Annotated in this window: 17 protein-coding genes and 1 riboswitch; of the genes, 7 read left to right on the top strand and 10 right to left on the bottom strand. The window is 63.9% G+C overall.

Translation table 11 applies throughout. The features are described from left to right. Positions 1-58 precede the first annotated feature (58 nt). The 3 genes from ABDX79_RS17180 to ABDX79_RS17170 form a co-directional block, all read right to left on the bottom strand. Complete coding sequence (locus ABDX79_RS17180; RefSeq protein ID WP_346221536.1) at positions 59-2,005, bottom strand: KUP/HAK/KT family potassium transporter; 1,947 nt, start codon at positions 2,003-2,005, stop codon at positions 59-61. A gap of 88 nt (positions 2,006-2,093) precedes the next feature. After that, entirely contained in the window at positions 2,094-2,849 is a 756-nt protein-coding gene (locus ABDX79_RS17175) for a sulfite exporter TauE/SafE family protein (RefSeq protein ID WP_346221535.1), read from the bottom strand. Positions 2,850-3,112: 263 nt separating this feature from the next. Then, a complete protein-coding gene (locus ABDX79_RS17170) occupies positions 3,113-4,309 on the bottom strand; it encodes an O-succinylhomoserine sulfhydrylase (protein WP_346221534.1) in 1,197 nt (398 codons plus the stop codon). 95 nt (positions 4,310-4,404) lie between these two features. Continuing rightward, positions 4,405-4,482: riboswitch (SAM riboswitch) on the bottom strand. 97 nt (positions 4,483-4,579) lie between these two features. Here ABDX79_RS17170 and ABDX79_RS17165 point away from each other — a divergent pair. After that, on the top strand, positions 4,580-5,686 hold the full coding sequence (locus ABDX79_RS17165; protein WP_346221533.1) for a 2'-deoxycytidine 5'-triphosphate deaminase: 1,107 nt from the start codon (positions 4,580-4,582) through the stop codon (positions 5,684-5,686). A gap of 16 nt (positions 5,687-5,702) precedes the next feature. On the opposite strand, the gene ABDX79_RS17160 is transcribed toward ABDX79_RS17165, so the two are convergent. From ABDX79_RS17160 to ABDX79_RS17130, 7 genes are all read right to left on the bottom strand, one after another. After that, positions 5,703-7,499, bottom strand: coding sequence for a flagellar hook-length control protein FliK (locus tag ABDX79_RS17160; RefSeq protein WP_346221532.1), 1,797 nt, complete (start codon positions 7,497-7,499; stop codon positions 5,703-5,705). Then, positions 7,496-8,842: a hypothetical protein gene (locus tag ABDX79_RS17155; protein ID WP_346221531.1), complete on the bottom strand. Its 1,347-nt coding sequence runs from the start codon at positions 8,840-8,842 to the stop codon at positions 7,496-7,498. The genes ABDX79_RS17160 and ABDX79_RS17155 overlap by 4 nt, the downstream gene beginning before the upstream one ends. Before the next feature lie 178 nt (positions 8,843-9,020). Further along, positions 9,021-10,199, bottom strand: a complete 1,179-nt coding sequence (locus ABDX79_RS17150; protein ID WP_346221530.1) for a MotB family protein — start codon at positions 10,197-10,199, stop codon at positions 9,021-9,023. Next, positions 10,196-11,086 carry a hypothetical protein gene (locus ABDX79_RS17145; RefSeq protein ID WP_346221529.1) on the bottom strand — a complete coding sequence of 297 codons (891 nt, stop codon included), beginning with the start codon at positions 11,084-11,086 and terminating at the stop codon, positions 10,196-10,198. Before ABDX79_RS17145 ends, ABDX79_RS17150 begins: the two co-directional genes overlap by 4 nt. A gap of 3 nt (positions 11,087-11,089) precedes the next feature. Next, the gene (gene fliF / locus ABDX79_RS17140; protein ID WP_346221528.1) at positions 11,090-12,745 is read right to left on the bottom strand and encodes a flagellar basal-body MS-ring/collar protein FliF; all 1,656 of its coding nucleotides are present in this window, start codon (positions 12,743-12,745) and stop codon (positions 11,090-11,092) included. A gap of 274 nt (positions 12,746-13,019) precedes the next feature. Then, positions 13,020-13,790 (bottom strand): sulfite exporter TauE/SafE family protein, encoded by a 771-nt coding sequence (locus tag ABDX79_RS17135; RefSeq protein WP_346221527.1) that lies wholly within the window; start codon positions 13,788-13,790, stop codon positions 13,020-13,022. Between the two features lie 191 nt (positions 13,791-13,981). Beyond that, the gene (locus tag ABDX79_RS17130) at positions 13,982-14,407 is read right to left on the bottom strand and encodes an RrF2 family transcriptional regulator (protein WP_346221526.1); all 426 of its coding nucleotides are present in this window, start codon (positions 14,405-14,407) and stop codon (positions 13,982-13,984) included. 214 nt (positions 14,408-14,621) lie between these two features. Here ABDX79_RS17130 and ABDX79_RS17125 point away from each other — a divergent pair, with 214 nt between their 5' ends. From ABDX79_RS17125 to glcF, 6 genes are all read left to right on the top strand, one after another. Continuing rightward, entirely contained in the window at positions 14,622-16,367 is a 1,746-nt protein-coding gene (locus ABDX79_RS17125) for a peptidoglycan D,D-transpeptidase FtsI family protein (RefSeq protein ID WP_346221525.1), read from the top strand. Positions 16,368-16,753: 386 nt separating this feature from the next. After that, the gene (locus tag ABDX79_RS17120) at positions 16,754-18,247 is read left to right on the top strand and encodes an FAD-linked oxidase C-terminal domain-containing protein (protein ID WP_346221524.1); all 1,494 of its coding nucleotides are present in this window, start codon (positions 16,754-16,756) and stop codon (positions 18,245-18,247) included. A 2-nt stretch (positions 18,248-18,249) separates the two neighbouring features. Then, the gene (locus tag ABDX79_RS17115; protein WP_346221523.1) at positions 18,250-18,846 is read left to right on the top strand and encodes a Uma2 family endonuclease; all 597 of its coding nucleotides are present in this window, start codon (positions 18,250-18,252) and stop codon (positions 18,844-18,846) included. Then, the gene (gene glcE, locus ABDX79_RS17110; RefSeq protein WP_346221522.1) at positions 18,843-20,090 is read left to right on the top strand and encodes a glycolate oxidase subunit GlcE; all 1,248 of its coding nucleotides are present in this window, start codon (positions 18,843-18,845) and stop codon (positions 20,088-20,090) included. Before ABDX79_RS17115 ends, glcE begins: the two co-directional genes overlap by 4 nt. A gap of 9 nt (positions 20,091-20,099) precedes the next feature. Then, a complete protein-coding gene (locus ABDX79_RS17105) occupies positions 20,100-20,822 on the top strand; it encodes an endonuclease NucS domain-containing protein (RefSeq protein WP_346221521.1) in 723 nt (240 codons plus the stop codon). Further along, positions 20,822-22,165: a glycolate oxidase subunit GlcF gene (gene glcF, locus ABDX79_RS17100; RefSeq protein WP_346221520.1), complete on the top strand. Its 1,344-nt coding sequence runs from the start codon at positions 20,822-20,824 to the stop codon at positions 22,163-22,165. The genes ABDX79_RS17105 and glcF overlap by 1 nt, the downstream gene beginning before the upstream one ends. Positions 22,166-22,219: the final 54 nt, after the last annotated feature.

Genomic DNA, 22,219 nt, shown 5'->3' with positions numbered 1-22,219 from the left:
TTTAGCAAGTCGAACATAGTGCATGATGGCACTGGACAAACCCTCCGCTCATGCCGGGTCAGAGCCATCGCGGCATGCCCACTTCCAGCGTGCGCGAGGGCGGCAGGAGGAAGCGATCCGTCGGCCGGAGCGCAAGCCGAGCCATGAAGGCGTAGAGCGCGAAGACGGGCGCGGACCAGCCGGAAAGGAGCTTTGGCGCGATCGGCCGTTCCAGGCCGACGATATAGGTCGCGGCTTCGGCTTTCACATCGAGCTTGCCGAGGGTTTCGCCGAGAAGGGCCGGAAGATTGATCCGCTGCAGATATCCGACGCCGACCTGGACGCGGACGACGTCGCGGTTCTTCAGATGCTCGACCGTTACCCGGTCTTCGGGACGCAGGCGCGGGACCGAGAAGGTGCGCACCGAAACGATCACCACCCGTTCGAAGCGGATCCCGACGAGCTCCGTCATCTCCGCGAGCGCCCGCGGGATGGCGATGTCCGGCCGTGCAAGGAAGATCGCGGTCCGGTTGGCCGTCGCCAGAGTGCCGGACCCTGCATGCTCGCGCAGATAATCCCGGATCGTCGTCTGTTCGCCCATGCGAAGCGCGTCGAGCCGGGACTGTCCGGCACGCCAGCACTGGACGAGGAGGAAGACGATCGCGGCAAGGAAAAGCGGCAGCGCGCCGCCGCTCGGGATCTTGCCGGCATTCGCGGTGATGAAGACGAGATCGATGGCGAGGAAGGCGAAGGGGACGGCGGCGAAGATGCGGCCCCTGAGATCGCGGGCCGGAACGCCCCGCTCATAGGCGATGAATAGAATCGTCGTCGTGATCATCGCGCCCGCAACCGCGATCCCGTAAGCGTTGGCGAGTGCGTCCGACGATCCGAAGGAGACGACCACCGCGATCGTCAGAGCGCCGACGATGACGTTCACCACCGGCACGTAGACGTCGTGCGGGTTCTTCGGCGACAGGAAGGTCACGTTCATGGGCGGCAGGAAGCCAAGGCGGATTGCCTGGCTGGTGAGGCTCGCAAGGCCGGTGATCACGGCCTGGGACGCAATGACCGAGGCGCTCGCGGCGAGAAGCACGATGGCCGGCAGGAGAAACGCCGGAAACAGCGAATAGAACGTGCTTTCGGCAAAGCGATGATCATGGATCACCATGGCGCCCTGGCCGAAATAGTTGAGCGTGAGCGCCGGCAGGACGATCAGGAGCCAGGCTCTGGTGATCGCCGGACGCCCGAACTGGCCGAGATCGGCATAGAGCGCTTCCCCGCCGGTGACGGCGAGGAACACCGCCCCGAGAAAGGCCGTCGCGTAATAGGGATACGCGACGAAAAGCGACACCGCATAGGTCGGCGAGAGCGCGGCGAGCACTTGCGGATAGGAGGCGATCGCGACGATGCCGCTGATGGCGAGAACCGCGAACCAGACCAGCATCACCGGCCCGAAGACCGCCCCGATCCGCGCAACGCCGAAGGCCTGGGCGATGAACAGGCCCGCGATGATCGCGACCGCCGTCGTCACGGTCCAGTCGCTATAGGCCGGCGCGATATCGTTGAGGCCTTCGATGGCGGAGAGGACCGAGATCGCCGGCGTCAGGACCGCATCGCCGAAGAGCAGCGCACCGCCGAAGAGCGCGACGAGAAGAATGATCCGGCGAAAGCGCGTTTCCTGCCTGCGATGCAGCTTCATCAGGGCAACGAGCGCCAGGATGCCGCCTTCTCCTCCGTTGTCGGCGCGCAGGATCCAGCCGACATATTTGATCGTGACCACGAGGACGAGCGACCAGACGATGAGCGAGAGAATACCGAGGACCGCGATCTGATCGGGGGTTCCGGCGATGCCGACGGCGACGCGGAAGGCGTAGAGCGGGCTCGTGCCGATGTCGCCGAAGACGACGCCAAGCGGACCAAGGGTGAGAAGCGAGGCGGACGTGGCATGGCCCGCCTTCGCAGCTTCCGCGGTTTCGTTGTTTGAGGAGGGCGTTCTGGTCCGGGAGCCCGGCAAGGGGTCAGACATCGTGTTTTGCGATCAAAGGGGCACGTCGAAAGGGCCGCGGAACGGCCCGGGCCGGAATAATCTCAATCTGATCGTCGGCGCGCGATCTTCAACCGGTGAAGAAATAATAGCCCGCGAGGAAAACGCCGAAACAGATGACGAAAAGCCGGACGGCGATCTGCGGCACGCGCTTGGCGATCCAGACGCCGGAAAACCCGCCGAGCGCGATGCCGGGCGCCATGGCGAGCGCCCCGAGCCAGTCGACGACCCCGCCCGAGACGAAGACGACGATGGCGACGACGGCGATGACGTTGGAGAGGACGTTCTTGATGGCGTTGAGGCGGTGATAGTCGCCGCTTTCCGTCAGACCCAGCGTTGCCAGCATCATGATTCCCATGCCGGCGCCGAAGAAGCCGCCATAGATGGAGGTGATGAACTGGACGAGGGGCCCTGAATAATTATGCCCCTTGGCAGCGTCCGCCTCGTGGGTGCGCTTCGGCTTCAGCCAGGGGCCGGCGGCAAAGAGGGCCGTCGCGGCAAGAAGCAGCCAGGGCACCATGACCCGGAAGCGGTCATTATCGAGCCAGAGCAGGATCAGCGCGCCGATGACGGAGCCGAGGACCGAGGCGATGGCGAGCAGGATCAACCCGCGCCAGAGCGTCTTGATGTCCTTGAGATAGGGCAGCGTCGAGGTGAAGTAGCCCGGCAGCTGCGCGATGGACGAGGAGGCGTTGGCGACGATCGGCGGCATGCCGATGAGCGAGAACGCCCCGAAGGAGATGAACGTGCCCCCACCCGCGACCGCGTTGATCGAGCCCGACATGAAGCCGGCGACGAAGAGAAGGGCAATGGTGAGGAGGGACATTCGTTTCGGGCGATCTCGATTGAAGCGTTCGCTGCTATGTCACGGCCAATGCATGCGTGCAATTGGAAGAACCCTGCGCTCCGGAAGGCGGGCGAGGGCGACCCGTGAGCAGGTACCCTCGATAACAGCACTCTCCCGCAAACCATTCTTCGTCAGCCAGGCGGTCGCCTCGACGTATGCCTGATGCGCACGACAATGATCCCGCGAAAAGCCGTGATTGGCAGTCGCGGCAACTAGGTCTGCGCCCCTTCCGATGTGGCCACTCAGACCCCCGCCAGCGCGCCCTCGATATCCTCCAGGAGATCGTCTGCATCCTCGATGCCCACCGACAGCCGCATCAGGCCGTCTGAGATGCCGAGCTGGTCGCGCGCCTCCTGGCTGAGGTTCTTGTGGGTGGTGGTCGCCGGATGGGTCGTCAGCGTGCGAGTATCACCGAGATTGTTGGTGAGGAGGACGAGGTTCAGCCCGTTGGCAAAGGCGAAGGCTTCTGTCTTGCCGCCCTTCAACTCGAACGCGATCAGCGTCGAGCCGCCGCTCATCTGCTTCCTCGCGACCGCCGCATCCGGATGGTCGTCGCGGCCGGGATAGAAGACGCGGGCGATTTTCGGATGATCGGCGAGATAATCGGCGATCCGGCTCGCCGAGGCGGTCGCTTGGCTGACGCGAAGGGGCAGGGTTTCGAGGCCCTTGAGAAGTGCCCAGGCGTTGAAGGGGGACATGGCCGGCCCGGTGTGGCGGTAATAGTCGTGCAGGTTCTCGTCGATCCAGTCCTTCGAGGAAAGGACGACACCACCGAGGCATCGGCCCTGACCGTCGATATGCTTGGTCGCCGAATAGACGACGACATCCGCGCCGAGCTCAAGCGGATGCTGGAAGAGCGGGGTCGCGAAGACATTGTCGACGACAAGGCGCGCACCGGCCTGATGGGCGATCTCGGCGACCGCCGCGATGTCGACGATCTCGAGCGTCGGATTGGTCGGGGTCTCCATGAAGAAGACCTTGGTGTTCGGCCGCACCGCCGCCTGCCATTCGTCGAGATTGCGCCCGTCGACGAAGGTGGAGGCGACGCCCATGCGCCCGAGGACCGTTTCCACGACATAGCGGCAGGAGCCGAACAGGGCTCTCGCCGAAACCACGTGGTCGCCGGCCTGAAGCTGGCACTGCAAAGCCGTGGAGACCGCCGCCATGCCGGACGCCGTCGAGCGCGCGTCCTCGGCGCCTTCGAGCAGTATCATCCGCTCCTCGAACATGCGGGTCGTCGGGTTGGAATAGCGCGAATAGATGAAGCCCGGATCCTCGCCCTTGAAACGGGCCTCGGCCTGTTCGGCCGTGTCGTAGACATAGCCCTGGGTGAGGAAGATCGCTTCGGAGACCTCGCCGAAATTGGACCGCATCGTCCCGCCGTGCACGAGTTCGGTCGCGGGCCGCCAGCCCTTCTTTTTGTCGTTGCGCTTCAGCATGGTCGTTCGAACTCCTGGGCATGAGAGTTGGGCACAAAAAAACCGGCCTGGCGAAGATCGCTAGCGAGCCGGTTCGACAAAGGGACCCTCTTCGGTCCACGATCGGATCGGCCCTTTAGCAAGTTGTTTAACGTGGCTGCAAGCCGGCCGGCCAAATCACCACTTCACTTTGCGCATACGCCGAATTCGTCTAAGCGTCAATTCTTGGAAAAAGCGGCCGCGCGCTTATGCGAGAGGGCCCGAAACACGAAGCAGCGAGCGGGATCAGCGGTGGCGGACGAGCAGGGACAACCTCAAGGCGACGGCATTCTGCCCGATCGCGATATCGCCCGTCTGTTCGAGAGCGGCGCGATAACGGCACCGCGCGCCCGTGATGAGGACCAGATCCAGCCGGCCTCGCTCGATTTGAGGCTCGGGGACCGGGCCTACCGGGTGCGGGCGAGCTTCCTTCCGGGCATCGAACGCACCGTCGAGGACAAACTGAAGCGGTTTTCCCTCCACGAATTCTCGCTTGAAGAGGGCGCTGTCCTGGAGACCGGATGCGTCTACATCGTGCCCTTGCAGGAAAAGCTGCGCCTGCCGGACGACGTGCGGGCGACGGCGAACCCGAAATCCTCCACCGGCCGGCTCGACATCTTTACCCGCGTCCTCACCGATCGCGGCCGGGAATTCGACAAGGTGGCGGCGGGCTATGACGGGCCGCTCTATCTCGAAATCTCCCCGCGCACCTTCCCGGTGCTGGTTCGTCAGGGTTCGCGGCTTTCGCAGATCCGCTTCCGGCGCGGCGAGCCGACGCTCACCGGCGCAGAGCTGGAAGAGTTGCACGAGGCGCACCGCCTGACATCCGACAGGGCCGCCAACATCACCGGCGGCGGGATCGCGCTGTCGATCGATCTGAAGGGCAATCACGACGGCCTCGTCGGCTATCGCGGCAAGCGCCATACCGGTGTCGTCGATGTCGACAAACGTGGGGCGAACCCGGTCGCCGACTTCTGGGAACCGCTCTATCGATCGGGGGCGGGCGAGCTCGTTCTCGATCCCGACGAGTTCTATATTCTCGTCTCCAAGGAAAGCGTCCACGTGCCGCCGGCCTATGCCGCCGAGATGACGCCCTTCGACCCGCTGGTGGGCGAGTTCCGCGTCCACTATGCCGGCTTCTTCGATCCGGGCTTCGGGCATGATGCGGCGGGTGGCTCAGGGTCCCGCGCGGTGCTGGAGGTCCGAAGCCACGAGGTGCCGTTCATTCTGGAGGACGGCCAGACCGTCGGCCGTCTCGTCTACGAGTACATGGCCTCGCTGCCCGATCGGCTCTACGGAGCCGACCTCAGGAGCAATTATCAGGCGCAGGGCCTCAAGCTGTCGAAGCATTTCGCCTGAGGCGAAGGTCCGAAGGCTAGAGATAATAGTCCGAGCCGGTGCGGCGACCACGTTCGAGGGCCGGACCCTGAGCCGATGCGCCGGCATGGTCTGCCGGCATCGGGGCTTGCGACGACCGGCCGCCGCGCTGACCATCCTGGCCACGCGACCCGCCCGCCTCGCCGTTGGCAGCATTGCCACCATTCGCGGCATTGCCGTCGGTCCGGGTCTGGCCGGCCGGATCGGCGTTGGAGCCGCTTGCCCTGACCTGCTGTCCGCCATTATCCCTCAGGGTGATCGTCACCTGGGCTTCGTCGAGATCGAAGCCGGCCGATGCCATGGCCGCTTTCAAGCCCTCGCGATCATCCTGGAGGCGCATCAGGGTTTCCGGCTCGCTCACGGAGAGTTCGAGCGCCATCTGGCCGTTCACGACCTTCATCAGGACGTCGAGCTTGCCGAAATGGGCTGGCTGGAGCTGGATCTGCAGCGTCTTCATCGCGGCACCGCCGGCCTGATAGCGCACGCGCTCGGAGGAACCCTGAAATGCGGCATGGGCTGTGGCTGAAGCCTGGGGCGCAGGTCCTTGACGACTGCCGCTCTGGGGCATGTTCTCGGCGATGATCGAGCCGATCTGCTTGCCGAACTCGCCATCGCCATCGACGGATTTCTCGATCGCGATGCCGGCATCGGCTTTCACGGGCCTGTCGGTCGTGAGGCGAGCCGACTCCATCGGATGCCGGACCGCTTTCATCTGCTTGTCGTTGATCGCGCCATTGCTGTCGTTGGCGGTCATGGACGGCGTTTCCGCCGTGTCCGCGCTTCGATCGGTCTTCACGCCGCGCTGGCCTGGAACGGGAGTGCCGGCTTCGCTCGTTTTGACGCGTTGGTCGGGCAGGGCTGTGCCTGCCGCTTCCGCGCCGGCTTTGTCGTTTCGGGACACCTCTGTTCCATCGCCTGGCTGAGCTGACGCGGAGGCTGCCCCTGCGCGCATCGCCGTTTCGAGCTTCTGCGCCGCGAGCGGATTGGCGCCGACCGCAGCGTTTGCGCCTCTTGCATCCATGCCGGCCGGCTGGAAGTCGGTGCGCATGGAAACGAGATCGGCCCGCGCCGACATCGAGCCTTGCGTCTCGCCCGCGCGCACGACCCGTCCGGCCGCAAGAGAGACGGCTGCCGCTGCGTCGGATGAGGGAAAGACCGGTGCCGCATTCGTGCCGGCCACCTTGCCGTCGAGAGCGGTACCCGCCTGCAGCTGCGCGCCCGTTGAAGGCGGAGCATCCTGCGCGACCGCGCCGGGCTTCGACCCATATCCGCTTAAAAGCTGTTCGATCGTCGCCTTTGCGCCCGGTCGCTGGTTGGTCTCAATGCCGGGGGCAGCTGCAAGGGTCGCCTCCGCTTGTGCCGAGGTCTGGTGCGGTAGCATGATGGTTTCACCCGCAAGGCTGGCCGGGTGGTCGCGGCCGGTTGCCGACGTCGCCATGTCTTGCGGTTCTGCGGTCTCCCGGCTCGATGGAGCGGGTTTGACTTCGTGCTGGGCCTGCAGGAGGGACCGTTCGAATCCGAGCCGCCCGAATCCGCCTCTGGCCCTCACGCCTTTCGGCTGGACGGTCTCGGCCGGGGTCGCGTCGTCGCTCTCGGGAGCGTCCGCATCCTGAGCGGCAAGGGTCTGCGCGCCGCGAGCATCCCGTTCGCCTGCGCCCGCCGTCTTGCGCTCGGTTCCTCCCTTGAGGATCATGTCGAAGCCCGATGCCTCGCCATCGTCGCGACCGGCGGCGGTGCCGGATCGCTTCGACAGGCTGGCGTTGTCGGGGATTGAACTAGAAATGAGCGCGCTCATGGGGCGAAATTCTCCAAATCCTTGTCGATGGCATCGATCAGGGATGCGGCGCGTGCAAGGGTCTGATTTTCGGGGGCCTCGTCGGCTTCTCCTTCGGAAGACGCGATCTCGGCTGGTTTTCGGATTGCGTTCACGACATCGAGCGCGGCTTCCTTCAGGGCGCGATCGGCCGGGTGCAGCTGATCGTCGTCGATGGCGTCGAGGGAGGCGAGAATCTCGCCTGCATCGAGGGACGAAAGCGTCGAGGCGATCCTGTAGAGAAGAGCGCGCTGCCTGTCGGCCGGTGTTCCAACGCCCATGGAAAGGGCTTTGGCGGACGCCTCCGCGGCGAGTTCCAGATTGCCGCCGACGAGCGCGCGCCGTCCGACCGAGAGGTACATTGCGAGCTTCTGGTCATCGGGGAGGAGACGCAGCGTGTCGGAGAGCGTTTGCAGCGTCTGTTCCTCGCTGCCTTTCGGCCGGTCGGAATAGACCGCCGAGAAGCGGGCCCGGAAGTTGCCGGCATAGACCGAAGCGGCATAGCGATCGAAATATTGCCGCGCATAGCGGTCGGCCTTCTCCGTCTCGCCAGCGTCTTCGGCAAGCATGACGCCGAGCCGGAGAGCTGCTTCGTCGAGAAGGGTGCCGGGCGCGGCAAGCATCACCTGTTCCAGTGCCGCGAGCGAGCCGGCCGGATCGCTTCCCTGACGCAGCTGGGCTAGCGCGAGCTGGATCTGTGCGGCGAAAACCGTCTCTTCATGCTCGAGATCGATGCTCGAGAGCTTTGCCTCCGCGTCCTCCATCTGGTTGTTCGCGTAGGCGAGAACCCCCTGGATCAGCTGCATGTCCTCCTCGGGGAAAACCCGTTGCCGGTAGAGCTCGGAAAGCGGCTCCGAAGGGCCGCCGGAGAGAACGAACAGGACGATCGCGCGCACATTACGCTTGTCTTGCCATATCTCGTGGGGCCGGACCTTGAGCGATGGACCGAACCGCTTCAGGATGCGGCGCTGGACGCCGAGGGCGGCGCTGTTGCCGCGCGCGGCCTGATCCTGAAGATATTGCAGCGAGCGGATGACCTCGAACGGCATGGGCTCGCGCTCGGTCTGCCAATTTGGGCCGGCATGGTCCCCGCCTGCGTGTTCCTCGTCCGCATGCTCTGCGTCCGCGTGCTCGTCGCTCCCGTGGCCCTCCGCTGCCGAGTGGTCCTCGCTTGCATGATCCGTCCCGTGATCGTCCGCGACCTCGCCGGCGTGCTCAGCCCCTTTAGGAACGGCGGCCTCGGCATGATGATCGCTGTCGTCGCCGGAGCTGTGAGTATCCTCGTTCCGGGCCGCCTCGGAGGCCGCGCGGACTTGCTCGGACATGGCTTTTTGCGGCTCTGGGTCGTGAGACGTGGCTTCGTGCGATGAGGCTTCGTGCGGCTTTGCCTCGTGGGATGAGGCCTCATGCGAGCTTTCCCCGGCGGCCAATGCCATGCTCGCCCCGGAAAGGGCGAGACATGTGCCGGCAAGGAGGGAGCGGAGGAGAAAACTGCGCGCCATGTCAGGTGTCCTCGACCAGAAGGATCTCGATGCGCCGGTTGATGTCGGCTTCCGGATTTTCGGGATCCTTCGGCTTGCGGTCGGCGAAGCCTTCGATCGCTTCGACGCGCTCGGCTCCGAGCCCGCCCCGCGTCAGCATGTAATAGGCCATGTGAGCGCGTGCCGTCGAAAGACGCCAGTTGTCGTAGTTCTCGTCGTTGAACGGACGCGAGTCCGTGTGGCCGCGAATGATGATCTTGCCCTTGCGCGTCATCAGGACACTGGCGATCTTCTCCATCATCTTGATGGTTTCGGCATTCGGCTTGGCCGAACCGACCGAGAACATGCCCGTATCGAAATTGTCGGCGAGCGAAATCATGACGCCGCCATCGCCCTTGCTGACCTCGACCTTCGAGGGTACGCCATCGCCCATATCGGCAAGCTCGGCATCGATGTCGCTCTTCAGGTCCGCCGTCTCGCTGTCGACGGGTTCCTCGTCCTTTTCCTTGGCTGCGTCGGCTTTATCGCCCTCGTGTTCGGCCTTGGCCGCAACCTCGGTCTCGCCCTCGCCTTCGGTGGCACCGGCATCCGCGCCTTCCGGCGGCAGGACGGCGGTCTTGAATTCGGACGGTGGAAGCTCGCCAAGGTCGCCGCCGGTCTCTGCCATGTTCGGCGAAAGCTGCCAGGATTGCGGATCGAAAGGATCGCGATAGGCGTCGCCGCCGTTGAGACCGGGCAGGCCGCTGCCGTCGGGCTCGCCTTCCCTCTCCCCGGACCCGGAGGAGGTGGAATTGGCGGCGATCTCGGCGAGAACCGCGTAAGGATCGCGGAAGAGGGCCTGTTCCTCGCCGCCTTCCTCGTCGCCGGCAATCGGTTTGCCGCCGCTCTTTCCGACGATTTCCTTCTCGAAATCGCCATCGCTGTCCGCGCTTTTCTTGGACTGGTCCTGGGAGTTGTCCAGGCCCTTGGAGGCGGGCTTCGAGTCCGTCAGCTTGATCGGGTTGAAATACTGCGCGACCTGCGTCCGGGTCGCATCGTCGGTGGAGTTGGTCAGCCACATGACGAGGAAGAAGGCCATCATCGCCGTCATGAAGTCGGCGAACGCGATCTTCCACACGCCGCCATGGTGCTCGTCGTGACCGCCGCCCTTGCGCTTGACGATGATGATTTCCTGATGCTCCCGGTGGCCTGCTTCGCTCATGACAAAGCCGTCTCCAAAGCGGAACGCCATTCGCCAAGACGGGTCTGAAGCACCGTCTGACCGATTTCGATCTTCACATCTTTCGCCTCGTCGGAGGGATTGAAGGTGACATGGGCGGCGCGCTCGCCAAGCGCTGCCTCCAGATGACCGAGGAGATCGACCGAGCCGCTCGCCTTCACCGAAATCGCTTGGCCGTCATAGGCCGCGAGCGCGATCGAGCGGACGAGCTCGTCGATGCACTGGCGCTGACGGGTGTTGATCGCCAGGGGCTTCAGAATGCTCGACAAGGTGGTGCGCATGGCATCGCTGAGGCGCTCGGTCTGGGTGGCGAGAGCCTCTGCAAGTGCCGTGCCCTCGCTCTCGGCCCACTCGGCGCGCGCCGCTTCGATTGCTTCGATCTGTCGTTCATGAGCGGCGGCACGCTCTTCCTCGACCGCCGCCTCGATCGCGGCGTCGCGCTCAGCCGCGGCCTCTTCCAGCGCCTCGGTCCGGCCCTGTTCGTAGGCGGCCTGACGCGCCGATTCCAAGGCAGGGGAGGGGGACGCATTGATCCGGCCGGCATTTTTCTTCAGTTCGTCCTGAAGAGCGCGGGCATCCTGCGACGGCTGTTGCGGAGCGGCCCTGTTTCTGAGCTCGCTTTCCATCTCCTCCATCAGCGAGGCGGTGTCGAGATCGATGCCGTCCTCGGACGGGAAGGCCGATTCTGCCGCCTCGCCGCCCATGCCCTCGAAGCCTTGCGGCTTGCGCCGGGTGCGCGCCGGACGCTCGCTGCCGATTGCATTGAATTCGCCGGGCTGTTTTGCGCCGCGTGCCGGGCGCTTGGGAGCGAGACTCTTGAAGCCGGAATCGTTTTCGCGATCGTTCAGATATTGTGCCAGAGGGATCATGATTTACGCGGCCTCTTTCTGTTTGAGCCACTGCTTGAGAACATTGGCGGCCTGACCTTCGTCGATGTTCACGAGCGCTTCCAGGCGGGCCTGGGGGGAGGGGGTCGCTCCTGACATGTCCTCGACAAACCCAGGCTGGGCGGTCGAGAGGCCGAATGTACCTGCCAAAGCTGGATCGACGCCTTCTCCGTAACGCTGGAGGTCTTCGATGGCGTTGTCGTTGCCGGCTTCGGGGCCCATCGGCTCCGGCGCGGCGAGGGCCCGGATGGCCGGCTTCAGGCCGAACCAGATGACCAGAACCGCGACGGTGAGAATGGTGAAGGCGTTGATCAGGGTGCCGGACTGGCGCATGAACATCTCGCCGAAGCCGGGGCCCGGGATCGGCTCGAGGGCCTCGGCGGCGCCGACGAAGTCGACGGCGGTCACCTTCAGCTTGTCGCCGCGCTCTTCGGAAAAGCCCGCGGCGGAGGCAACGAGGGACTCGATCTCCACGATCCGCGCGTCGATATCGGCGTCTGTCGCATTCTCCCCGATCGCGTCGGCGAGACGCTGGCGGTTGATGACGACCGCGATCGACAGATGCTCGACCTCGTAGCCTTCCGACGTCGTCTGGATCGTCTTCTCGTTGATCTCGAAGTTGGTGAGCTCCTCCTTGCGCTGCTTCTCGTCCGAGGAATTCTCGCCGCCAGGTGCTCCCTGTACCTCGTCGGCTGCCTGGATGTCCTGCTCGATACCGACTGCCTGGTTCTGGGTCGTGTTCTGGCTCTGATCGCTCTCCTTGACCGAGCGGATCGAGCGCTCGACGCGGCTTTCGGGATCGAAGATGCGTTCGGAAACCTGCTTGCGATCCGTGTTGAGGCTTGCCTGAACCGAGGTCTGGAAGTTGCCGACGCCGAGATAGGGCGCGAGCGTGCGGCGGATCGATTCCTCGACGCTGCCGGACATGATCTTCTCGATGCCGAAGAGCTTGGTGGGCGCACTCGACAGGCTGTCCTCGCCCGATGCGAGCAGCGTTCCGTCGGAGTTGAGGACGGTGACTTCCTGCGCGGTCATGCCGGGGATCGCCGCGGCGACCAGCGAGCGGATCGCTCCGGCCGAGCCGAAATCGCCCGAGGAATCGGTCCGGATCACGACGCTGGCCGAGGGCTTGCGGCGCTCGCGGCGGAACGAGCCCTCGTCGGCAAGGACGATATGGACCCGCGCGGCACGAATATTGGACAGCGACTGGATGGTGCGGGCGATCTCACCTTCGAGCGCCCGGACGCGGGTGACTTCCTGCATGAAGGAGGTGAGGCCGATCGAGCCGATATTGTCGAACAGCTCGTAGCCGGCGTTTTCCGAGCGCGGGAGGCCTTTTTCGGCAAGCAGCATGCGCGCATCGCCGGTCTGCGAGAAGGGCGTCTTGACCGCGTCGCCTTCGGCCGTCACGTCGAACGGAATGCCAGCCTCCGTCAAAGCCGCACCGATTCGGGTGACATCCTGGCGGTCGAGGCCTGAATAAAGTGTTTCCATGTCCGCGCGGGACAGGAAATAGCTTCCAAGCCCCACAAGAACCACGACGAGCAGTCCCACAATGCCGAGAGCCGCCAGTTTCCTGGGTCCCAGCTGTGAGAGGTTCGAAACGATCTGTTGTGCCTGTCCGCCTAGAGCACCAGCCATGACGCACCCCCGATTTCACGCTTAATAAAAGGTTACCGTGAGCCGACCATGCGTTGGTAAGCTTGCGCGAAACCCCGGTTAACAAAGGGTTAACGCGGAGGTTCGCCTGTGAAGCCGGGGCGCCTCGAAGAGCCTTGCCGGGCAGCGCAAAGCCTTGCGTGTCAGGGCGTGGGCGGGGACTTCGGCTGATGCGGCCGGACGCCCGGCACAGCCTGGTGCGGTGCTTGAGCGTCCGTAAAATCCGTTATCGTCAACCGAGCGGACGGCGTTCGGGTTACAGGAGGATCTGGACGACCTGCACCAGTCCCAGGACGGTGATGAGGCCGCCGACGAGACGCAGGAGGATCGTCTCCTTCAGCTTGCGCACGACGTAGCCGGCAAAGGGTGCCGCGATGACGCCACCGACGATCAGGCCGAGGATCGCAAGGCCGTGGGAGGCGAGATCGCCGGCGTCTTCCCAGTGCCCGGTGAGGAGCGCGAAGAGAAAGCTCAGGGACACCGCGAGCGTGACGAGAAATTCGGCCGTATTGACCGTGCCGATCACGTAGCGCGGAGCCCCGCCCGCGCCCAGGAGCCCGGTCGTGACGACCGGTCCCCAGCCACCGCCCCCGACACTGTCGAGAAAGCCGCCGGCAAGGGCGAGGGGCGGGGCGACCGGCCCCGGAACGGGCCGGGAGGGGATCTTTCGAAAAGAGCGGGTGATCAGGTAGAGGCCGATGATCGAAAGATAGGCGGCGACATAGGGCTTCATCACCGAGCCGGAAAAGCTCGTCAGCACATAGGTTCCGACAACGCCGCCAAGGACGCCGAAGGGGACCAGCCGCCAGAAGAGCTTCCAGTCGATATTGCGGTTCAGGGCGTGGGCCGTGCCGGAGGCCGCGGTCGTGAAGAGTTCGGCGGTGTGGACCGATGCCGATGCGGCAGCGGGGGCGACGCCGAACGAAATCAGGACCGTCGAGGAGACGACGCCGTATGCCATGCCGAGGGCGCCATCGACGAGCTGGGCGAGCCCGCCGACGAGGAGAAAGAGAAGGAAATCGGTCATTTGCGAACTCCAAAGGGACGATGGAGCAAGCCTATGTCAATATCATACTCATTCGATAGGTATTTATGTTTTCAATAACCCCACTGAATGAGTAGGATATTCCAATTGATCCTCCGAACCGGGTCGAAGCGTGAAAAATCCGCCCCGCCGCGTCCAGCCGCAGTTCGCAAAGGCATGGACCAGCCGGAAGGCTAAGGTCCGGCGACTGGATCAGCCGCCCGGATCTCGTCGAACCGCCGGTTTTCCAGGATTTCGGCGGTCGCGTCCCTGACCCTCAAAAGCGCCTTGCGGGTCTCGCAGGTTTCGACATCCCTGCAGTCATCGCACCGGCGATAGGCCGTGCGGCTGGCGCAAGGGGCCAGTGCGAGGGGACCGTCGACCACCCGCAGAACATCGGCGAAGCTGATCTCGGAGGCCGGCAACGCAAGGAGATAGCCGCCGTTCTTGCCGCGCGAACTGGAGACGAAGCCGGCCTGTTTGAGTTCGGCGAGAATGGCTTCCAGGAATTTCTTCGGAATGGCCTCTTCGTCCGAGATGACCGAGGCCGAGACGGGGATCGTTCTTGGAGCGATGTTGAACATCGCGCGGATGGCATAGCGGGCACGCTGGGAGATCATGGGACCATTTGATCCGCCGAGGTCCGGCCGTCAAGCGGCCCGGCGAGGGGATCGGTCGCGCAAGATTATCGCATATGAATTCAAATAGAACACAAATTTAATTCATTTTGACGGACTGAAAACGCAGCTAAGCTGAGTGGTGTCAGGGAATACGTGGTCAAGAATCGGCAGTATTCTTAATGAATTCTGAACGTGATGATCCTTCGGAGGCGTCATGCAGGCATCGCCACGTCTTTTGATGGCCATCACGGCTTTCTGCGCCGTCTACGGGGCAATCGTCTATCGCCTTGCCGAATTCGCGAATATCGAGCCGACGCAGGCCGTGCTTGCCCTGTCAGCGCCGTCCGCCGCCCGCCCCGATATTCTCGATCGGAACGGCACCACCATGGCGACCGATCTGCCCGCAAGCTCGATCTTCGCGGAGCCGCGGCGCATCGTCGACGTGGACGAGGCGGTGGAAAAGCTGACGGCGGCCTTAAGCGATCTCGATCCGGTGGCGACCCACCGGCTGCTTTCGTCGGACTCGGGCTTTGCATGGATCAAGCGGCGCGTGACGCCGGCCGAGCGCCAGGCCGTGTTCGCCCAGGGGATTCCCGGCGTCGGCTTTCGAACCGAAACCAAGCGGCTTTATCCGAACGGTCCGAGCGGGGCCCATCTTCTCGGAACGGTCGATGTGGACAATCGCGGAACGGCCGGGATCGAGCGATGGATCGACCGGGAGGGGCATGCGGGCCTGCGCGAAGCCGGTCTCGATTTCACGCGTGAGGATCTCGAGCCCGTTGCGCTCAGCATCGACAACCGGGTCCAGCACGCGGTGCGCGACGAACTCGTGAAGGCGATCGACACGTTCGACGCGGTCGCGGGCTCGGGCCTCGTCCTCGACGTGAAGACGGGCGAGGTCATTGCCCTCGTCTCCCTGCCCGATTTCGATCCGAACCAGCCATCCGACGCGTTGAAGCCGGACAGGATCAACCGGATGAATGTCGGGACCTACGAGATGGGATCGACCTTCAAGGCACTGAACACGGCGATGGCGCTCGACTCGGGCCGCTTCAGTATCCGTTCCGTGCTCGATGCGACGAAGCCGCTCCAGTTCGGACGCTTCCGCATCAACGATTATCGCGGCGAGAAGCGCCCGCTCAGCGTGCCGGAGGCCTTCATTCATTCCTCCAACATCGCCATGGCGAAGATGGCGATGGAGATCGGTGTCGACGGGCAGCGCGATTTTCTGAAGCGCTTCGGCCTTCTCGATCGGCTGACGACGGAGCTGCCGGAAAGCGCCTCGCCAATCCTCCCCTCCAACTGGCGCATGCTGAACACGGCGACGATCTCGTTCGGCCACGGTCTGGCGGTGACGCCGCTTCAGGCGAGCACGGCGATCGCCGCCCTTGTGAATGGGGGAACGCTGATCCGCCCGACCTTCATCAAGGATGCGCCGGTCGAAGGACGCGTGCTCCAAACCGGTCTTGTCAGCGAGCGGACCGGCGAGGCACTGCGCTATCTCATGCGCCTCAATGCCGAGGTCGGTTCGGCGAAGAAAGCCAATGTCGACGGCTTCATGATCGGCGGCAAGACGGGCACCGCCGAAAAGGTGGTGAACGGACGCTACGCCAAGGACAAGGTGCTCACCTCGTTCATGGGCGTGGTGCCGGCCGACGAGCCCCGTTACCTCATTCTGGTGATGCTCGACGAACCGAAGGGACTGAAGGAAACCTACGGCTTCCGCACGTCCGGCTGGAACGCGGTGCCGGTCGCGGGCAAGCTGATCGAGCGCATCGTGCCGATGCTCGGGATTTCTCCGGACTGGGAACGACGAGGAACGTTCCCGCAGATGATCGAGGCCGGTGCCTTCGGCTCCGAACGGTTCAGGCCGGGCCGGCAGGACCTGATGCTGCCGGTGGTGGAGGCGAGCTGGAGCGGGCCGCGTATGGAGGTGTCGACGGAGGAAAATGCGCGTTAGGGTATGTCGCCGAAACGCAGCATGCCGTTTCGGATAGCATCATGCGCAAAGCCAAACCTTCAGAGCGAAATCTCGAGTCCGTCTCATCGCATTTCGCGCTGAAGGGCGATCGCACTTTCACTCGGCCCGTCGAATGGCCGGCAGGATACGATCCATTCCTCGCCGCTAACGAGAGGATGAAAGCCCTTCCCCGGCGGTTCGTTTTCGCCAGATCGGCACGAAGAGGCGTAAGGGAGGCAGGCCACGGCGCATCAGCCTTTATTGGGCAAGAACTGGCCAGCCCTGCCGGCTTTCGGACCCCCCGCAAGCCCATGCGGCGATCGCGCAGTGGACGCGCCTTCGCTTCACCCTTAATTTGAAGCTGAGGAATTTGAGGAGGTCAGCCCATGTCGATTGCGATGCCGAAACCGTCCGAGGCGGTCTTGTCCCGGCGCGAGGACATCGTGTCGGCCCTGCGCGCGATCGTTCCCGGCGAAGGCGTCGTCGATGCCACCAACGAGATGAAGGCCTTCGAAAGCGACGGCCTCACCGCCTATCGCCAGCTTCCCCTCGTCGTCGTGTTGCCGGAGACCGTGCGCCAGGTTTCGAAAGTGCTGAAATACTGCCATCAGAACGACATCCCGGTCGTGCCGCGCGGGGCCGGCACCTCGCTTTCCGGCGGCGCCCTGCCTCTGGAGGACGGGGTTCTTCTGGTCCTGTCGAAGTTCAACCAGGTGCTGGACATCGATTTCGACAATCGCTGCGCCGTCGTCCAGCCGGGCGTCACCAATCTCGGCATCACCAAGGCGGTGGAGCATCGCGGCTTTTATTACGCGCCCGATCCCTCTTCGCAGATCGCCTGCTCGATCGGCGGCAATATCGCGGAAAATTCCGGCGGCGTGCACTGCCTGAAATACGGTCTGACGGCCAACAACGTGCTCGGCATCGAATTCGTGACGATCGAGGGCGAGGTCGTGCGGCTGGGCGGCAAGCATCTCGATGCGGACGGGCATTACGACATGCTGGGCCTGATGACCGGATCGGAGGGGCTTCTCGGTGTCGTGACCGAGGTGACCGTGCGCATTCTGCAGGCCCCGGAAACGGCGCGGGCCGTGCTGATCGGCTTTCCCTCCTCCGAACAGGCGGGCGAGTGCGTCGCCTCGATCATCGCCAAGGGCATCATTCCCGGCGGCATGGAGATGATGGACAGGCCGGCGATCCATGCGGCGGAAGACTTCGTCAACGCCGGCTATCCACGGGATGTGGAGGCGCTTCTCATCGTCGAGCTCGACGGGCCGAAGGCGGAAGTCGACCACCTTCTGACCGAAGTCGAGGCGATTGCGGGTGAGAACGGCGCGACGACGACGCGGGTCTCGCAGAACGAAGACGAACGCGCGGCGTTCTGGGCGGGCCGCAAGGCGGCATTCCCGGCGGTCGGGCGCATCTCGCCCGATTATTACTGCATGGACGGGACGATCCCGCGCAAGGAACTGCCGAAGGTTCTGGCCGGTATGAAGGCGATGGAGACGAAATACGGGCTTCAGGTCGCGAACGTCTTCCACGCCGGCGACGGGAACCTCCATCCGCTGGTCCTTTACGATGCCAATGCGGGCGAGCTGGAACGGGCCGAGGCGTTCGGCAACGACATTCTGAAGCTCTGCGTCGAGGTGGGCGGGGTCCTGACCGGTGAGCACGGCGTGGGCGTCGAAAAGCGCGACCTGATGGGCGAGATGTTCACTGAAATCGACATGAAGCATCAGCAGCGGGTGAAATGCGCCTTCGACGCCAAGCACCTGCTCAATCCCGGAAAGGTCTTTCCGCAGCTCCACCGCTGCGCCGAACTCGGCCGGATGCATGTTCACAAGGGCGAGGTCGCCTTTCCCGATCTGCCGAGGTTTTGACGATGAGTGCTGTGGAAGAACTGGTCAGCCGTGCTCGATCCCGCTTCGACGAGGCAAGTTTCCTCGATTTCCTCGACGAGAGGTCCGACGATGGCCATTGGGAACTGATCGAGGGAATTCCGTTCATGATGCCGCCGCCATCCATGCGACACCGGGCCATTGCCAAGAACCTCGAGCGGCTCCTGAACGCGGCCTTGCGGGCTGCGCAGCTACCACTCGAAGCAGACCGCGAAGTTCCGTTGCGCCATCCGACCGACACGTCTTTTCGTCCTGAAGCCGATGTGGTCGTGATTGATCCGGATGAGGAGGTCGCCCGGCCGACCGACCGCTTCTACGAAACCTGCAGGCTCGTGGCCGAAGTGCTCTCGCCATCGACCGAGCATGTCGATCTCGTGACGAAGCGCCAGCGTTACACCGAACTGCCGGAGTGCCAGCACATCGTCATCCTATCGCAAAACGAGATGCGCCTGCGCCATTGGGCACGATCATGCGGTTGGGCCGAGCGTGTCTATATGGACCCAGAGGCCGTGTTCGACCTTCCCGAATTCAGCTTCTCCTGCCGCCTGAAAGACCTCTACGCGCGAACGGATCTCCTATGAGTCAGCTTCGACAACCTGAACACGGGGCCGGGACCGAGCCCCGCGTCTACGCGCCGAACTCCGTCGAGGCGTTGCGGGAGATCATCGCGGCGGCGGTCTCGGAGGAAACGCCGCTGGCGGTCGAGGGAACCGGATCCAAATCCGGGCTCGGGCGGCCGGTGCAGGCCGGCGCGACGCTTTCGACCCGCAATCTGTCCGGCGTGACCCTTTACGAGCCCGACGAACTGGTTCTTTCGGCGCGCTCCGGCACCCCGATCGCCGAGATCGAGGCGATGCTCGAAAAGGAAGGACAACGCCTTGAATTCGAGCCGATCGATTACGGCCCGCTGCATGGCCGGGAGCGCGGAGAGGGCACGCTCGGCGGTGTGATCGCCTGCAATCTCGCAGGGCCACGGCGGCTGAAACAGGGCGCGGCGCGGGATCATATCCTGGGGGTTCATGCCGTTTCGGGGCGAGCGGAGGCCTTCAAATCCGGTGGCCGGGTCGTCAAGAACGTGACCGGTTACGACCTGTCGAAGGGCCTTGCCGGCTCCTTCGGCACGCTCGCGGTGATGAGCGACATCACCATCAAGGTGCTGCCGAAGGCCGAGGCCGAGACGACGCTGATCCTGCGCGGCCTGTCCGACGAGGAGGCGAGCGCCGCGATGGCACGAGCCATGGGCTCGCCGGCCGAAGTGTCGGGTGCGGCTCACCTGCCAATGCTCGTTGCCAAGCGTGTGGTCGAGGGCGGGCTGGGCGACGAGGCCGCGACGGCGATCCGGCTCGAGGGATTCGGGCCGTCCGTCGAGGCGCGGGCGAGGCATCTTGGCACCGTGCTCGAGGATATGGGCAAGCTCCAACACCTCTATGGCGAGGAGTCCAAGGCCCTGTGGCGCGATATCAAGGACGTGACGCCGTTCGCCGACGGCACGGAGCGCCCGGTCTGGCGCATCTCGGTCGCGCCGACGGCGGGGCACGATCTTGTCATGGGCCTGAGGCGTCACGCCGCGATCGACGCCTTCTACGACTGGCAGGGCGGGCTGATCTGGCTGCGTATGGAGGGCGGCGAGCCGGAGGCAGATCTGGTCCGCGCCGGGGTGAAGGAAATCGGCGGTGGCCATGCGACGCTCGTGCGTGCCAGCGAACAGGTGCGCGCCGCGAGCGAGGTTTTCCAGCCGCAGCCGCAGGCGCTTTCCGGCCTTTCACGGCGGTTGAAGGAGCAGTTCGACCCCTCCGGCGTGCTCAATCCGGGAAAGATGGGGTAATCGATCGCTATGAGAGACGATTACCGCGCGTGGCTTGTCGACCAGGGATATGCCGAAAGCACTCAAACCATGCAGATCGCTCGTATAGAGCGTTTGGAGCGCGCATACGGTTCGCTTGATGAATTGTTCGACACGGGCACGATTGAAGGGCTTGTCCAAGAACTCGGCTATACGACCGCAGATGCCCAGAGCAACAGGCCGAACCCGTCGAGAATTGTTTTAAACGGAGACTTCCGCACTGGGCTACAATCGCTTCGAGATGCCGCCAAACGCTATATCCGCTTCAGATTGCTCGCTTCGGAAAACGCGTCTATTCGAAGTGACAACGCGGCAGAACCTGACTCTGAGGTCGCTATCCAGTCTCGATTTTCGCTCGAACGCGATATGCAGTTCGAGCTGCGTCGCAATATTGCTAGCCTCGAAAGCGGACTGACAATCATCGACGATGGCGCTGAGCGATCCGTCGATTCCGGTTTTATCGATATCACATGCCGCGATCGCGGCGGTTGTCTCGTCGTAGTCGAACTTAAAGCTGGGCGCGGTGACAGCAGAGCTATAGGCCAGATACTTGGTTACATGGGCGATCTCTCCGCAGAAGAGGAAAATGCGCCGGTTCGCGGAATCCTTGTAGCCCATGATTTCGATCGCCGATCCAAGGCGGCATCGCGTGTCGTTCCTCAACTGGAATTGAAGCGCTATTCGATAAGTTTCAATTTTGAGGTTGAGGCCTGATGCAGACCAATTTCACACCCGCTCAGCTGGAAAATCCGGAGGTCGCCAATTCGGAAGGCATCATCCGCAAATGCGTGCATTGCGGGTTCTGCACGGCGACCTGTCCGACCTATGTGACCCTCGGCAACGAACTCGACTCCCCGCGCGGGCGCATCTACCTGATCAAGGAGATGCTGGAAAACGACCGGCCGGCGGACGATCAGATCGTCACCCATATCGACCGGTGCCTGTCCTGCCTCGCCTGCATCACCACATGCCCGGCCGACGTCAACTACATGCATCTGGTCGACCATGCGCGAAACCATATCGAGCGCACTTACAAGCGCCCGCTGATCGACCGGATCACGAGGAAGCTGCTGGCGCTCGTCCTGCCCTATCCGGACCGCTTCCGCGCAAGCCTGAAGCTTGCAAGGCTCGGCCGGCCCTTTGCGGGGCTGATCGAGACGATCAAGCCGCTGAAGCCCATGGGCGCGATGCTTCGGCTTGCCCCGGACAAGGTGCCGGCGAAGTCGACGGTCAATGAGCCGGGCGTGCGCAAGGCCGAAGGCGCGCGAAGGGGGAGGGTCGCGATCCTGCGTGGCTGCGCCCAATCGGTGCTCGATCCGAAGATCAACGAGAGGACCGTCGGCCTTCTCAACCGGCTCGGCGTCGAGGTTGTGGTGCCGAAAGGCGAGACCTGCTGCGGCGCCCTCGTCCACCACATGGGCAAGGAGCACGATGCCCACGCCTTCGCCAAACAGAATATCGATACCTGGATGCGGGAGATCGAGGGCGAGGGTCTCGACGCCATCATCATGACCGCGTCTGGCTGCGGCACCACGGTGAAGGATTACGCCCACATGCTGCGCCTGGACCCGGCCTATAAGGACAAGGCGGCTGCCGTTTCCAAAAAGACGCTCGACATCACCGAATATCTGGCGACCCTCGATATCCCCGAACCGGTCAACGCGACCGGTCTCGACATTGCCTATCACTCCGCCTGTTCCATGCAGCACGGCCAGCGCATCAAGACCCCGCCGCGATCGCTCCTGTCGAAAGCGGGGTTCACCGTGCACGAAATTCCCGAGGGCCATCTTTGCTGCGGCTCGGCCGGCACCTACAACATCACCCAGCCGGAGATCGCCGCGCGGCTGAAGGCGCGCAAGGTGAAGAATATCGAGAGCGTCGGTCCGCAGGCGATCGCAACCGGCAATATCGGCTGCATCACGCAGATCGCGTCCGGCACGAAAATCCCCATCCTGCACACGGCGGAGCTGCTCGACTGGGCCTATGGGGGCGAGAAGCCGGCAGTGCTTCAGGGTATCGAACCCATTGGCAGGGAGCGCGCAATCGCGGCGGAATGACGACGCTAAAATGACAGAAATGTGTTGACGGACTTGTCCTTACCTCTAGCTGCC

The sequence above is a fragment of the Fulvimarina fulva genome, assembly GCF_039652615.1.
GTDB lineage: Bacteria > Pseudomonadota > Alphaproteobacteria > Rhizobiales > Rhizobiaceae > Fulvimarina.
This window is presented reverse-complemented; position numbering and strand designations above follow the sequence as displayed.